The 14,805-nt window shown below is 64.0% G+C and carries 12 protein-coding genes; all 12 read right to left on the minus strand.

Features of this window, described 5'->3' with window-relative positions; genetic code table 11:
• Positions 1 to 6 precede the first annotated feature (6 nt).
• A complete protein-coding gene (locus N181_RS27300; RefSeq protein WP_037391265.1) occupies positions 7 to 2,964 on the minus strand; it encodes a bifunctional [glutamine synthetase] adenylyltransferase/[glutamine synthetase]-adenylyl-L-tyrosine phosphorylase in 2,958 nt (985 codons plus the stop codon).
• Positions 2,965 to 3,034: 70 nt separating this feature from the next.
• Positions 3,035 to 4,432 (minus strand): sensor histidine kinase, encoded by a 1,398-nt coding sequence (locus tag N181_RS27305; RefSeq protein ID WP_037391266.1) that lies wholly within the window; start codon positions 4,430 to 4,432, stop codon positions 3,035 to 3,037.
• On the minus strand, positions 4,429 to 5,130 hold the full coding sequence (locus N181_RS27310) for a response regulator transcription factor (RefSeq protein ID WP_037391267.1): 702 nt from the start codon (positions 5,128 to 5,130) through the stop codon (positions 4,429 to 4,431). Before N181_RS27310 ends, N181_RS27305 begins: the two co-directional genes overlap by 4 nt.
• Positions 5,131 to 5,303: 173 nt before the next feature.
• A complete protein-coding gene (locus N181_RS27315) occupies positions 5,304 to 6,869 on the minus strand; it encodes a Do family serine endopeptidase (protein WP_014327729.1) in 1,566 nt (521 codons plus the stop codon).
• Between the two features lie 311 nt (positions 6,870 to 7,180).
• Complete coding sequence (locus N181_RS27320; protein ID WP_037391270.1) at positions 7,181 to 7,636, minus strand: cytochrome c-type biogenesis protein; 456 nt, start codon at positions 7,634 to 7,636, stop codon at positions 7,181 to 7,183.
• Positions 7,633 to 9,621, minus strand: coding sequence for a heme lyase CcmF/NrfE family subunit (locus N181_RS27325; RefSeq protein WP_037391272.1), 1,989 nt, complete (start codon positions 9,619 to 9,621; stop codon positions 7,633 to 7,635). Before N181_RS27325 ends, N181_RS27320 begins: the two co-directional genes overlap by 4 nt.
• Complete coding sequence (gene ccmE, locus N181_RS27330; protein WP_014327726.1) at positions 9,618 to 10,070, minus strand: cytochrome c maturation protein CcmE; 453 nt, start codon at positions 10,068 to 10,070, stop codon at positions 9,618 to 9,620. The genes N181_RS27325 and ccmE overlap by 4 nt, the downstream gene beginning before the upstream one ends.
• A complete protein-coding gene (ccmI, locus tag N181_RS27335; protein ID WP_014327725.1) occupies positions 10,067 to 11,212 on the minus strand; it encodes a c-type cytochrome biogenesis protein CcmI in 1,146 nt (381 codons plus the stop codon). The genes ccmE and ccmI overlap by 4 nt, the downstream gene beginning before the upstream one ends.
• 131 nt (positions 11,213 to 11,343) lie before the next feature.
• A complete protein-coding gene (locus N181_RS27340) occupies positions 11,344 to 11,793 on the minus strand; it encodes a hypothetical protein (RefSeq protein ID WP_014327724.1) in 450 nt (149 codons plus the stop codon).
• A 235-nt stretch (positions 11,794 to 12,028) separates the two neighbouring features.
• Complete coding sequence (locus N181_RS27345; protein WP_037391275.1) at positions 12,029 to 13,414, minus strand: ATP-binding protein; 1,386 nt, start codon at positions 13,412 to 13,414, stop codon at positions 12,029 to 12,031.
• A complete protein-coding gene (feuP, locus tag N181_RS27350; RefSeq protein ID WP_014327722.1) occupies positions 13,404 to 14,075 on the minus strand; it encodes a two-component system response regulator FeuP in 672 nt (223 codons plus the stop codon). Before feuP ends, N181_RS27345 begins: the two co-directional genes overlap by 11 nt.
• A 34-nt stretch (positions 14,076 to 14,109) precedes the next feature.
• A complete protein-coding gene (feuN, locus tag N181_RS27355) occupies positions 14,110 to 14,361 on the minus strand; it encodes a two-component system FeuPQ modulator FeuN (protein WP_014327721.1) in 252 nt (83 codons plus the stop codon).
• Positions 14,362 to 14,805: the final 444 nt, after the last annotated feature.

Genomic DNA, 14,805 nt, shown 5'->3' on the forward strand with positions numbered 1-14,805 from the left:
GTAGGATCAGCCCGCGAGAACCGACTGGAAGATGCGGCGCACCGCCTTGGAGAAGCGGCGTATATCCGCCTCGAGGTGCTTCAAATCCGGATAGTCGCCGGCGCGGCAGACGAGATCGACGAGGCCGGCAGGCGCGTCCTTCGGGTCGAAATCGCTGTCCATGCAAAGTCGGACGATCTGCGAGACTTCCGTAAAGAGCGCCAGCGCCTCGACCGCTGTGTCGAGATCGTTCGCATCCATCAAGGTGGCGCCGAGCCCCTTCAGCGCCTCCATCGTGTGGGTTCCGGCAGGCGGCGGTGCCTCGCCTTTTGCCGGCGCCACAAGCGTCAGATATTGGGCGATGAACTCGATGTCGACGAGACCGCCGGGGATCAGCTTGAAATCCCAGATGTCGCTCGGCGGCTTCTCCTTGTCGATGAGATCGCGCATCTCCTCGACGTCCTTGCGGATCTTGCCGATATCGCGCTTCTGGGAAAGCATCTCGGCGAAGATCGCTTCCGCTTCGCCAACCAGGCTTTCGTCGCCGCAGATGCATCGGGCACGCGTCAGCGCCAGATGCTCCCAGGTCCAGGCCTCCTCACGTTGGTATTTGGCGAAGGCGGTGATGCGCGTCGCGACAGGACCCTTGTTGCCCGAGGGCCTGAGCCGCATGTCGACATTGTAAAGGACACCCTCGGCGGTCGGGGCGGAGAGCGCGGCGATCAGCCGCTGCGTCACACGCGTGAAATAGCGTGTCGAGTCGAGCGGCTTGGCACCGTCGGATTGGTGGGCATCGCTGTCGTAGTCATAGAGCAGAATGAGATCGACGTCGGATCCGGCCGTCAGTTCGTGGCTGCCGAGCTTCCCCATGCCGACGACCGCGACGCGACCGCCGCGGAAACGGCCATGGGCCGAGCAGACCTCTTCCAGAACCGCGTCCAGTGCAGCCGCAACGATCAGGTCGGCGAGATCGGTGAAGGCCCTGCCCGCCTGCAGGCCGGAGATCGAGCCGGTCAGCAACCGGATGCCGATCAGGAAGCGCTGCTCGGCGGCGATGATGCGCAGACGATCCAGAACCTCTTCATAGTGGTGGGCGCCGGCGACGAAATTGGCGATCCGCGGCGCCAGATAGTCCCTCGTCGGCAGTTCGGCGAGCAGGCCCGGATCCAGCATGCCGTCGAAGACATGCGGCCTGGCGGCGATGATATCCGCCAGTCGCGGCGCCGAGGACATGATGTTGACGATCAGCGACAACAGGCCCGGATTGCTGCCGAGCAGCGAGAAGAGCTGGATACCGGCCGGCAGACCGGAGAGGAACTGGTCGAAGCGCAACAACGCCTCGTCAGCGCGCCGGCTCTCACCGAAGACGCGCAGAAGCTCCGGCGTCAATTCCGTCAGGCGTTCGCGTGCCTCGACGGACTGCGTCGCCCGATAGCGCCCGTAATGCCAGGTGCGGATGATGCGGGCGATGTCGGAGGGACGCTGGAAACCCAGACTCTTCAGCGTTTCGAGCGTGTCGGGGTCATCCTGCTGGCCGGTGAAGACCAGATTGCCGGTCTCGGCCGAGAGCCTTGCCTCCTGTTCGAAAAGCTGCGCATAGCGTCGCTCGACCGTTCGCAGCACGCGGGAAAACTCCCTGGCGAAAGACGCCGTATCCTCGAAGCCGAGCATTGAGGCGATCCGCCTCAGCTCCGCCTCGCTCTCGGGCATGAGGTGGGTCTGCTCGTCATGCACCATCTGGATGCGGTGTTCGACGTCGCGAAGGAACCAATAGGCGTCGACCAGTTCATGCGCCGTCGCGCGATCGATCCAGCCGGTTTCGGCGAGCACGTTAAGCATCGCCTCGGTTTCGCGCAGCCGGAGCGCGGGCGTCCGGCCGCCGGCGATGAGTTGCTGTGTCTGCACGAAAAACTCGATCTCCCGGATGCCACCCCGGCCGAGCTTGACATTGTGCCCCTTCACGGCGATTTCGCCGTGGCCCTTGTGGGCGTGGATCTGTCGCTTGATCGAGTGAATATCGGCGATCGCCGCATAATCCAGATATTTTCGGAAGACGAAGGGCGTCAGTTCCTTGAGGAAGCGTTCGCCGGCCGAGAGGTCGCCGGCGATGGGCCGCGCCTTGATGAAAGCCGCCCGCTCCCAGTTCTGCCCTCTGCTTTCATAATAGAGCATCGCCGCATCGACGGGGATCGCGAGTGGGGTCGAACCGGGATCGGGCCGCAGGCGCAGGTCGGTGCGGAACACATAGCCGTCACCGGTCCGCTCCTGCAGGATGCGGATCAGCCGTCGCAGGAGTCGTGCAAAAGTCTCCGTCGCCTCGTCGCGACTGACGAGGATACCGGACTGCGGATCATAGAAAATCACCAGGTCGATGTCGGAGGAATAGTTGAGTTCGCAGGCACCGAGCTTGCCCATGCCGAGGACGACGACGCCCGAGCCGACACTCGGCGCCGCGGAATCCGGAAGCACGAACTTGCCGCTTTCATGAGCGCCGAGCAGCAGATGGTCGATCGCCGCCGACACGGCGGCGCCGGCGAAGTCGCTCAGCCAGCGCGTCGTTTCACGGCCATCGAACAGCCGGGAGAGATCGGCAAGCGCGACGGCAAAGGCAACCTCGCGCCTTGCCCGCCGCAGCCGCGACATGATCTCCGCATCCGGCAGGGCTCGGCCTGCCGCCTCGCCCTGCCATGCGAGCCGCGCCGCATCGATCCGGCTCCGCAAAAATCCAGGCAGGCTCTCGCTCAGCAGCGCCTCGAGAATGGTGGGGCTGCTGGCGGCGGTATCGCGCAGAAAGGGCGAGAGCGCGAAAGCCGCAAGGATAAAGTGCTTGAGCGGCGTATCGGACGCCAGAAGCCTTGCGATCGGCTCGTGTCCCTTCGCCATGTCCTTGAGCACGGAAAGAGCAACCTTTGCGTCGGCCTGGCTTGCCGGGCGGATCGGCACTGCCTCGATATCGGACAAGCGCTTCTCGGTCGCGTCCACCATCGGACTCATCCTCCCCTGCGGATCGCTGGGAATACCATTGATCCAACCAGTCATCTTCGCAACTGATGTATCAGGTCGCTCCGGCCGGGAAAACCATGCGCACCGTCAGCCCCCTACCATCCGGTTCCGTCGCCGAGAGATGCAATGAGCCATGGTGCATCTCCATCACGGCCTCGACAAGCGAAAGACCGAGGCCGGTGCCGGGCTTGGAGCGGCTTTCGTCCAACCGGACGAAGCGCTTGACCACTTCGCCGCGCATGGTGTCGGGGACGCCGGGACCGTGATCGGCGACCGTCAGGACGACATTGCCGCCGCTCTTCTTCATCTCGACCCGAAGGAGGGGATTCTCCGTTCCTTCCGCATATTTGATCGCGTTGTCGATCAGGTTCCCGAGCGCCTGGCCGATCAGTTCACGGTTGCCGGAGATCACCACGCCGGGCTGAATATCCGCTTCCAGGCGGAGAGCGTTTTCCTCGGCGACCGGCTCGTAAAGCTCCGCGCAATCGCCAACAATGCCGGACAAATCGACCTCGCTCATCTCGGCGACAGCGGAGCCCGCCTCGACGCGCGAAATCATCAAAAGCGCATTGAAGGTGCGGATCAGCTGGTCGGATTCACCGATGATTTCCTCGAGTGCGCCGTTCTGGTTGCCACCTTCCTTGCTGGCCAGCGCCGCTTCGGCCTTGTTGCGCAACCGCGTCAACGGCGTCTTGAGGTCGTGCGCGATATTGTCGGAGACCTGTTTCAGGCCCTCGTTCAGCTTTTCGATCCTTCCCAGCATCGCGTTCAGCGATTCCGACAGGCGATCGAACTCGTCACCCGAACCGCTCGTCGGCAGCCGCTGCGAAAGGTCCCCTCCCATGATCTTGGTGCTTGCCTCCGACATTCGGTCTATGCGCCTCAAGGCATTGCGGCCAATGCCGAACCATATGACCAGCGCGCCGAGCCCCATGATGCCAAGCGCCACCACCAAAGCCTGGCGCACCAGAACACGAAACTTTTCCGGTTCCTGCAGATCGCGCCCCACGAGGATTCTAAGACCGTTGTCCAGAACGAGCACCTGGGCGAGCGCGACGTGGTTGTCCGCGCGGTTTTCATCGGTGAAGCGCCGGTAGCGGAACGGCTCGGACGTCCAGCCCTCGTCGTCGAGCAAACCAGGCTCGAGCCCCGCCACGTTGCCCGCAAGAATTTCCCCGCTCGGCCCGGCAATGACATAGAGGTTAGCGCCGGGCTGGCGCGCGCGCCGCTCCAGCGAACGAAGCAGGCCGTTGACGCCGGCGCGCTCGTAGATCTCCTCGATCTGGCTTGCCTCGACGGCAATCGCTTCCCGCGTCTGCTGCTGCAGGAAACGCTCGGACATGCCGGTGACGTAGAAAACGAGGAAGACGGCGCAGAGGGAAAAGAGGACGAGATAGAGCGCGGAGAGCCGGACCGCGGTCGTCCTGAACAGAACGCCGAATTTGCTCATGCCTCAGCGATCCGGTCATCCTTGATCATGTAGCCGGCGCCGCGAACCGTCCTCAGCAGCGGCGGCTCGAAATCCTTCTCGATCTTGGAGCGCAAGCGCGACACGTGAACGTCGATCACGTTGGTCTGCGGATCGAAGTGATAGTCCCACACGTTCTCGAGCAGCATGGTTCTGGTCACGACCTGTCCGGCATTCTTCATCAGATATTCGAGCAGCCGGAACTCGCGGGGCTGCAGCGGGATTTCCTTGCCCTGCCGGCGGACCGAATGGGAGAGCCGGTCCAGTTCGAGGTCGCCGACGCGATAGACCATGTCCTGGTCGGGCGTTCCCTTGCGCCGGCCAAGCACCTCGACGCGCGCCAGGAGCTCGCTGAAGGCATAGGGTTTGGGGAGATAGTCGTCGCCGCCGGCGCGAAGGCCGGTCACCCGGTCGTCCACCTGGCCGAGGGCCGAGAGGATGAGCACCGGCGTGTGGATGCCCCTGCGCCTCAATTCGGTGATCAGCGACAGACCGTCCCGGCGCGGCAGCATGCGGTCCACGACGAGCACGTCGTAAGCGTTTTCGCTCGCCATGAACAAGCCGCTCTCGCCGTCGCTGGCGTGATCGGACACGATGCCCGCTTCGCGGAACGCCTTCGCAAGATAGGCGGCCGCCTCGAGGTCATCTTCAACAATCAGAATCTTCATACGGGTGACCATAGTCCCGGACCTCTGTTCGTCTCAACCGGTTTCGGGGTTCGCACTGGCCGAATGCAGGATTCGGCCGGAACAGAAAACGCCGCGATATCGGAGAATGTCGCGGCGCATCGTCATCGGCCAGGGCGCGGGCGGCGAACGCACGCCCGCTCCCGGTGTCTTGCTATCGCCGCATCTCAGCCCTGCGCAATCGGCAGCGCCACGAAACGGCTGCCCTCGTCGGCTTCGATCTGGAAGAGCGCCTTGCTGCGGCCGTCCTTCTTGGCGTTGTTGATCACCTTCAGGATGTCGTCCGCGGTCTTCACTTCCTGATTGTTGACGGAGACGATCTTCTCGCCTTCCTTCAGGCCGCGATCAGCAGCATCCGAATCCGGGTCAACGGAGGCGATCGTGACACCCTTGCCGTCTTCCGCAGGGGTGACCGCCAGGCCAAGATCGGCCAAGGCCTCTTCGCCGGCCTGACCAGGGTCCGTCTGCTCGTCGCTCGTGTCCGGTGTGGTCGCCTTGGCTTCCTCCGGCAGCGTGCCGATCTCGAGCTTGACGCTCTGCGACTTGCCGTCACGCCAGAGGGTGACATCGGCGGTGGCTCCCGGACGCATCGTCGCTACCCGGCGCGCGAGATCGCGCGGATCCTTGACCGGCTCACCGTTGAGCGCGGTCACGATGTCGCCCTTCTTGATGCCGGCTTTCTCGCCGGGCGAACCTGCCTGCGGCTCGACGACCAGGGCACCGCTCGCTTCCGAAAGACCGAGCGACTCGGCGATGTCCTTCGTCACCGGCTGGATCTGAACGCCGAGCCAGCCGCGCGAAACGGAACCGTCCTTGATCAGGGAGTCGACGACATCCTTCGCCACCGAAGCAGGAATTGCGAAGGCGATGCCGACATTGCCGCCCGACGGCGAGAAGATCGCCGTGTTGATGCCGACGACCTCGCCGGAGAGATTGAACGTCGGGCCGCCGGAATTGCCGCGGTTCACCGCCGCATCGACCTGCAGATAGTCGTCATAGGGACCGGAGCCAATGTCGCGGCCTCGTGCCGAGACGATACCCGCCGTCACGGTGCCGCCGAGACCGAAGGGATTGCCGACCGCGACCACCCAGTCGCCGACCCTGACATTCTTGTCATCGGCGAAGCTGACATAGGTGAACTTGCGGTTGGCTGAATCGACCTTGAGAACGGCAAGATCGGTGCGGCTGTCCTTGCCGACAAGCTTGGCATCGAGCTCCGTTCCGTCGTTCATGATGACCGTGAAGGCGGAGCCATCGGAAACGACGTGATTGTTGGTGACGAGGTAGCCATCCTCGGTGATGAAGAAGCCGGAGCCCTGGGCTCTCGGGCGCAGACGACCTTCCCCACGCGGACCGTGACGATCCCGCCAGCGATCGGCGCGATCGCCGTCACGGGAATCGGGACCGCCGAATTCACGGAAGAAGCGCTTCAACGGGTGGTCGTCAGGCAGGTCTTCAAAACCGCGGCCACCGAAATCGAAGGTAAAGTTGCTTTCGTCGTTGGACGCCTGTTCCCGCGCCTGGACGCGAACGGAAACGACCGCCGGGGAAACAGCGTCGACAACGTTGGCGAAACTCGGAACAGAAGGGGCCTGCACCTTGACCGCCTCGGCGAAGGACTGGGTGATCTGCGCCGGCAGGCCTGTCGTCAGCATGACTGCTGCAAGACCGGCAACCGTGGAGGTCTTCAGGACGGTCTTCAGCGAGGGACGCGGAGTATTGATCATGGACATTCGTTTTGCCTTCTCTCTTGCGTGAAGCCGCCGCCGGGAGGCGGACAGCTTCGAAACTTTGACCACGAGTGAGGTATCCGGGCGAACCGCCCGGAACCCGCTCGTTTGGCTGTGACTGGAGGAACAGCCGATGACGCAAGGTGTAACGGATGGGACCTTACTGGGTTCTGTCCGGAAGATGAATTTTTGGTAATGTTTCGACGGAGCGGGCGAAGACGTTCGTATTCGATCCACGGATCCGCTCGACCGGACAGCGAACCGCTCCTTCAACTATTTGAACTTTCAAGAATTTCCGACGGGACCGACGAACCTTACGGCCGGAGCAGCTTGTCCAGCTCGTCCTTTTCGTCGTCGGAAAGCGGTGCGCCCGCCCGCCGCGCGCCGCGCCGGCGCGCGGCGACGACCAGGGTGAGCGCGCCAAGGACGAGCAGGAGGACCGGCATGCCCCAGAGAACCAGCGTCTTAGCCTCGAAACGGGGATTCAGCAGCACGAATTCACCGTAGCGCGAGACGACATAGGCGATCACCGCCTCGTCGGAATCGCCGCTCTTCAGGCGTTCGCGCACAAGCAAACGGAGATCCTTGGCGAGTTCGGCGTTGGAATCGTCGATCGACTGGTTCTGGCAAACCATGCAGCGAAGCTGGGCCGAGATCGCCCGCGCCCGCGCTTCGAGCGCCGGATCGGCAAGCACTTCGTCCGGGTTGACCGCAAAGGCCGGCGCGACGGAAACGACGCAAAGGAACAGCGCGACCAGGAGCCGGATCATTCCGCGGCCCCCGCGGCAAGCCGCGCCGCTTTCGTGGCGCGCGATGGAGCGCCCACCCTCAGACGCCGATCGCTCAGGGATACGATGCCGCCCGCCATCATGACGAGAGCGCCGCCCCAGATGCACAGGATCAGCGGCTTCCACCAGATACGCACCACGATCCCGCCGTCGGTCATCCCGTCGCCCAGCGAAACATAGAGCTGGCTGAGGCCGAAGGTCCTGATGCCGGCCTCCGTCGTCGGCATCAGGCGCGCCGAATAGAGGCGCTTGGACGACCAGATCTCGGTGACCTTTACACCGCCGCGGCTGACGGTGAAGTGACCGGTGTCCTCGGTATAGTTCGGTCCGTGGCCCTGGCGCATGCCATCGAAACGCAAGCTGTAGCCGCCGGCATCGACGAGCATGCCCGGCTTCATCTCGACGACCGTCTCCGTCTCGTAGGCCGTCACGGCGACGATGCCGATCAGCGTCACGCCGAGACCGATATGAGCGAGCGCCGTGCCGAAGGCCGAGCGCGGCAGGCCCAGAAACCGCCGCCAGGCAACGCTGCCTGCCACCCTGCCGAGGCCGGAGCGAAGCGCGACATCGGTGATGGCGCCGAGGATCAGATAGACGCCGAGCCCGATGCCGAGGACGGCGAGAACCGGTCCGCCATTCCTGGCATAGTAGACGGCGGCAGCGAACAGCAGACCGGCGCCTACGGCGACGAAGAGGCGTTGCGAGGCCGCAGCGATGTCGCCGCGCTTCCAGGCCAGCAGCGGCCCGAAGGGAACCGCAAAGAGCAAGGGCAGCATCAGCAGGCCGAAGGTCATGTTGAAGAACGGCGCGCCGACCGAGATCTTGTCCCCGGTGAGCGCCTCGAGCACCAGCGGGTAAAGCGTGCCGGTCAGCACGGTCGCCGTTGCCGTCGTCAGGATCAGGTTGTTCAACACCAGCGCGCCTTCGCGCGAGATCGGCGCGAAGAGTCCCCCTGACTTCAGATGCGAGGCGCGGAATGCAAAGAGCGACAACGCGCCGCCGATGAAGACGACGAGGATCGCCAGGATGAAGACGCCGCGCGTCGGATCGGTGGCGAAGGCGTGAACCGATGTCAGCACGCCCGAGCGCACCAGGAACGTGCCGAGCAGCGACAGCGAGAAGGTCAGGATCGCCAGCAGCACGGTCCAGATCTTCAGCGCCTCGCGCTTTTCCATGACCAGCGCCGAGTGCAAGAGCGCCGTCCCGGCCAGCCAGGGCATGAAGGAAGCGTTCTCGACCGGATCCCAGAACCACCAGCCGCCCCAGCCGAGCTCGTAATAGGCCCAGTAGGAGCCCATGGCGATGCCCGCGGTCAGGCATGTCCAGGCTGCCAGGGCCCAGGGCCTGACCCAGCGGGCCCAGGCCGCATCGATCCGGCCCTCGACCAGCGCGGCGATCGCGAAGGAGAAGCAGACGGAAAAGCCGACATAGCCGAGATAGAGCAAGGGCGGATGGATGGCGAGACCGATATCCTGCAGGACGGGGTTCAGATCGCGGCCTTCGCCTGGGGCGGGAACGAGGCGCGCGAAAGGATTGGACGTTAGCAGGATGAACAGCGTGAAGGCGGCGGCGATCCAGGCCTGGGCCGCCAGAACATTGGCCTTCAAGGTTTCGGGCAGGTTGCGACCGAAGCTTGCCACCAGGGCGGAAAAGAAGACGAGGATCAACAGCCACAGGAGCATCGAGCCCTCGTGATTGCCCCAGACGCCGGAGATCTTGTAGATCAGCGGTTTCAGCGAATGCGAGTTCTCCCAGACGTTCCTGACCGAGAAGTCAGAGGTCACATAGGCGAAGGTCAGCACCGCAAAGGAGAAGGCGACGAGCAGGAAGGAGACGGTTGCGGCAGTGCCCGCCAGCTCGACCAAGGCCCGATCACCGCGCCGCACGCCGACGAGCGGCAGCACCGACTGGATGAGCGCGGTCGCGAGCGCCAGCACCAGCGCATAGTGTCCGAGCTCGATGATCATTGAATGTTTTCCTTCCCGCCGAGCGTGACGCCCTGCGCTTTCAGGCGATCGGCCACGTCCTTCGGCATGTAGGTCTCATCATGCTTGGCGAGCACCGTATCGGCAACGAAAACCGGGCTGCCGGCGACGAAAGACCCTTCCGCCACGACGCCCTGGCCCTCGCGAAAGAGGTCAGGAAGAATGCCGGTATAGGTCACCGGCACCGCCGCGAGCGTATCGGTCACGCTGAAGGTGACGGTCTTGCCATCGCCTCGCTTCACCGAACCCGCTTCGACCAACCCGCCCAGGCGGATGCGTGTGCCCGGCGCAAGACTCGCCTTTGCAAGGTCGCCCGGCACATAGAAATAGGCGACAGCCTGGCTGAAGGCGAACATCACCAGAAGGACGGCGGCCGTCAGAAAGCCGACCCCGCCGCCGATGATCGCCAGCCGTTTCTGCTTGCGCGTCATTGTTTCGCTCCGCCGCCATCGATACCGAGTTCGCGGCCGAGAGCAAGCAATTGCTTGCCCTCGTCGGCGCCGGCTGGAAAGGCCTGCAGTCCGTCGCGTAGCGCATCCTGGGCTTTGTCTCTTTGATCGAGGACAACATAGGCACGGATCAGCCGCATCCAGCCTTCGAAGTTGTCCGGATTTTCCTTCAGCCGGCCGGCGAGACCGTCGACCATGCTGCGGATCATCGCCTGACGATCGCCAGCGCTCATCCCCTCGGCGGCGGCGATATCCTCGGATGTCGGATTTCCGAGCGGTTGGCCGCCGGCACCTGGCTCGCCGGCGGTAAGCTCGGCGATATGCTGGTTGACGAGCGGCAACCACGGCGCCCCGGGAGGCGACGTGCCGGCGAGCTTGCGGAAGGCGGCGAGCGCATCGCCATGCTTTCCCTCCTGCTTGAGACCGAGGGCGAGATAGAACTCCGAGCGCGGATCATTGGCATCGAGAGCCAGCGCCTGCTTCAGGGCGTCCTGTGCCGCCGCCGTCACAAGGCCGCCGGACTGTACGATCAAGGCCTCGGCATGGCCGCCCAGCCTGGCTGCGGTCGGTCCGAGCAGTCGGATGGCGCGGTCATAGGCGGCGACCGCATCGTCGACGCGGCCATTGCGCATGTAGATCGGGGCGAGCAAGTCCCATCCTGCCCCGTCGTCGGGGTTGAGGGCCAGATGATTTTCGGCCTTGGCGATCAGGATATTGATGTCTTCTCCGGGATTGGCGAGCCGCGCCGCGAGCGGTTGCGCCGGCACGCCAGGACTGCCCGTCGTCAAGTAAAGACAGAGCCCGACGGCCGGAAGACAGAGGAGAATGAACGCCTGCGCCAGGCGTTTCGAACCGCGCCGCTTGGAGACGCTTTCCGCGTTGGATGCGTCGGCGGCGCTGGCGGCAATCAAGCGGCGCCCGATTTCCGCCCTGGCGAGTTCCGCGTCTGCGCCGCTGATCAGCCCGGCCTCGCGGTCCCTCGCCAGTTCGTCGAGCTGGTCGCGGTAGACCTCGATGTCATGGCTGTGAGGAGACGGAAGGGGCGATGCCGCCCGCATCAGCGGGAGGACAAGCGCGACTGTAACAGCCGCCGTCAAGATGGCGACAAGAATCCAGAACAACATGGATGCGAAATACTATGAGGTTCCCGGCTTTCCAACTCGAAATCCGAAAATGACGGAAATTTGAGGCGTTTCGCCGCAAGCGATGCCAGCTGGAAAGGGCGGCACGGCCGGTCGGAGGCGCCGCATTCGCCTCAGGTCAACGGCGACCAGGTGCCATCGCTGTTGCGGCATGCCGCGCCGCGCGCCGTCGATGACTGACCCTTCACGACGACCGTATGACTGTATTGACGGCAATTCTGAGAGCCGACCTGATAGGGGGCGGCGGCGACAACCGAGCCGCTCACGCCGCGCCCTTCCCATGCCACCGGCTGGCCGCCGGGGGCGGCCTCGAGCGCGCGATACTCCGCCTCGAGGGCGCGCTGCCGGTCGGACTTGCCGAGTTCGATATTGTCGAGGCGCGCTATGACGCCGCCCTGCAGCGCCTCGATATAGGCCGCAGACGACGCTCCGCCCGCAGCGGCCGCGCCAAGTCCCGCGACGGCCGCCCCACCTTTGCCGCCGCCGGTCGTGCCGCAGCCGGCAAGGGCAACAGTCGATGCGACAACCACGATCCTGCCTCCCAGAGCAACGGCCCGGCCCATTTCTGCGTTAATCCTCATGATACGCGACAACTCAACCCTCATTGACCGGGCGCCGCTTGCATCTCGGCGATGGCCTCGAAACGGCGGCGCTTTCAGAATTTCTTTTTGCACCCCCGGCCGTGCTAGGCAACCGCGCGCCGTGCAGGACGGGGTATTTTCGACTGCCGGTGTGACCGCCGGATCACGATGACCACCGGGACCGACCGGATCTGAACCGAAAGCTTCTCGCTCCGCGTTAGACCGCAGCCGGCAGAACGAGCTTGGCTCTCAAGCCCCCCTCCTCGCGTCGACTGAGCTCGACGGTGCCCTGATATTCACCGACGATCTCGCTGACAATCGACAGTCCCAGCCCGGTACCGGGCTTGCTTTCGTCGAGCCGCTTGCCGCGCTTCATCGCCAATGCGATCTGATCCGGATCGAGCCCCGGGCCGTCGTCGTCGATCCGCAGCACGATCCATTCGCGGCCGGACTCCTTGCTGCGCGCCTGATCGATGGCGGGCTCGACGCTGAGTACGACGTGGTCACGCGCGTATCGCGCGGCATTTTCGAGCAGGTTGCCGACGGTTTCCTCGACATCCTGCTGTTCCATGGCCAGCACCAGCCCCGGAGGATTGATCGACAGGCTGAACTGCATCTCCGGATTGAGCCGCCGCATCACCCGAACGATCCTTTCGAGAGCCGGCTGGGCCTCGGTCCTCGCCAGAACGGATCCGCGCTGCGCCGCGATCCGGGCACGGCTGAGATAGGACTGGACCTGGGTCTGCATCGCGTCCGCCTGCGTCCTGATCAGTTCGCCGTGAGGCACTTCCAGAACACGCGCCTCGTTGAGCAGCACGGCAATCGGCGTCTTCAGGGAGTGGGCGAGATTGCCAACCTGCATGCGGGCACGTTCGACGATGCGGCGGTTGCTGTCGATCAGCGCATTCACCTCGTTGGCAAGCGGCTGGATCTCGCGGGGAAATGCACCGTCCAGGCGCTCGCTCTGGCCGGTGCGGATCTTTTCGAGCGAGCGGCGGACCTGGTCCAGCGGCCTGAGGCCGAAGAGAATGGTCAAGGCGTTCACCCCAAGCCCGCCGAGGCCGAAGATGGAGAGCGCGATCGTCAGGTTGCGGGTGAACCGGTCGATGTCCGCCTCCAGGACGTCGCGGTTGCCCGCAATCCGGAAGCGCGCCGTGTGGCCCTGGATGTCGAGCACGACTTCTGTTTCGGCCACTTCGACCTCGTTTCCGAACGGGTCCTCGGTCGTGTAGAAGCGCTCGTAGCGAATGTCGAATGGAACCTCGTCGACGCTGACGATCGGCAGCTTTGCGGAACCGAGCGACGTCGACAGCAAGGGCGGCGTATCGAATTCGCCAATCGGCTCGACGATCCAGTACCAGCCGGTCTGAGGCTGGGAAAAGCGCAGGTCCCCGAGCTGGGGACTGCCGGTCAGGGCGGCCTTCTCGTCAACGGAGATCGAATTGATGACGTTGTAGAGCTGGGCGCGCAACAGGTCCTGGAAGCCACGCTCGGAGCCCTGCCGGTAGAGAGCCGAGATGACCACTCCGATCACGACGAGGGCAACGACAGCCCAGACGGTCGAAACCGCCAGAACGCGCGCCGTGAGGGATCTAATGGCCATTGCCGGGTGCTTGCATCCGATATCCGAGACCGCGCACCGTTTCGATCAGGTCATTGCCGATCTTCTTGCGGAGCCGGCCGATGAAGACCTCGATCGTGTTGGAGTCGCGGTCGAAGTCCTGATCATACATGTGCTCGACGAGTTCCGTGCGGGAAACAACCTGGCCCATGTGGTGCATGAGATAGGAGAGCAGTCGGAACTCGTGGGAGGTCAGTTTCAGTGCAACGCCGCCGACGGTCGCCTTCGAGCCTTTCGTGTCGAGGCGGACGGGGCCACAGACGATCTCGGAACTGGCATGCCCTGCGGCGCGACGGATCAGCGCCCGGATGCGGGCGAGCACCTCCTGGACATGGAAGGGCTTCGCCACATAATCATCGGCACCGGCATCGATGCCCGCCACCTTGTCGCTCCAGCGGTCGCGGGCCGTCAAGATCAGCACCGGCATGGTCTTGCCGTCGGCGCGCCACTTTTCCAGCGCGGTGATCCCGTCCATTTCCGGCAGGCCGATATCGAGGATAATCGCATCGTAGGGTTCTGCGTCGCCGAGATAGTGGCCCTCCTCGCCGTCATAGGCCTGGTCGACGACGTAACCGGCTTCCTTCAACGCTTCGGCCAGTTGCCTGTTCAGATTGACGTCGTCCTCGACTATCAGGATGCGCATTTTACTTCCCTTTGCTGACGGGCGCCGCAGATGCCTACATCGGCACCTTGACCGTCACTTTCTTCGGCCGCCCTCCATTGCCCGGGATTAGCACGGTCACGACGCACTTGCCATCGGCTGTCGGCTGGGCGGACAGCAATTCGCCGCCCGTCTCGGCGACGACCTGCGCCGCCGCAGCGCTGCAGTCACCGGCCGCGCGGACAACAACCGTAGGCACGTCAACGGCAGGCAGCGAAAAGCCTGCGAGGCCTGCGGCGAGCGCGACGATGGTCACTGATGAAGACATGAACGCACTTTCGACTAGGGAAGATCATGGCAAAATCATTAGCCGATAGAGGCTGAATGGCAAATGAATGTCGGCCGCGACAATGCGCGACATCCCGACACGCCGCGCCGAGAATCCACCGGGGATTGCAATGCTTCCACGCCCGACGAAGGTCAGCGATCCGTTAAGATCTTTGGGGCACACTGATCGGGTAGCCGTTCGGCGGCTTGCGACTGAGCCGCGGCCTCACCGCTCGCTGATCGGCGATTCGGCCGAATCGCTTGGGGCGCTTTTCTCAGAAGTCGATTCCGGATCGTCGCAAGGCGGATGAGGAAGCTCGGAAGGCGAATCCAGTCCTGTTCGCAAGCCATTGAAGACGATCTCTTTTCGGCTCTTCTTTCGTTCTCGCGAACCGACCGTCGCGGAATTTCCTGCGTGATTGCACGTTCTCCGCCGCCCTTCGAA

Origin of the sequence: Sinorhizobium fredii USDA 205 (genome assembly GCF_001461695.1) — a bacterium.
Classification (GTDB): domain Bacteria; phylum Pseudomonadota; class Alphaproteobacteria; order Rhizobiales; family Rhizobiaceae; genus Sinorhizobium; species Sinorhizobium fredii.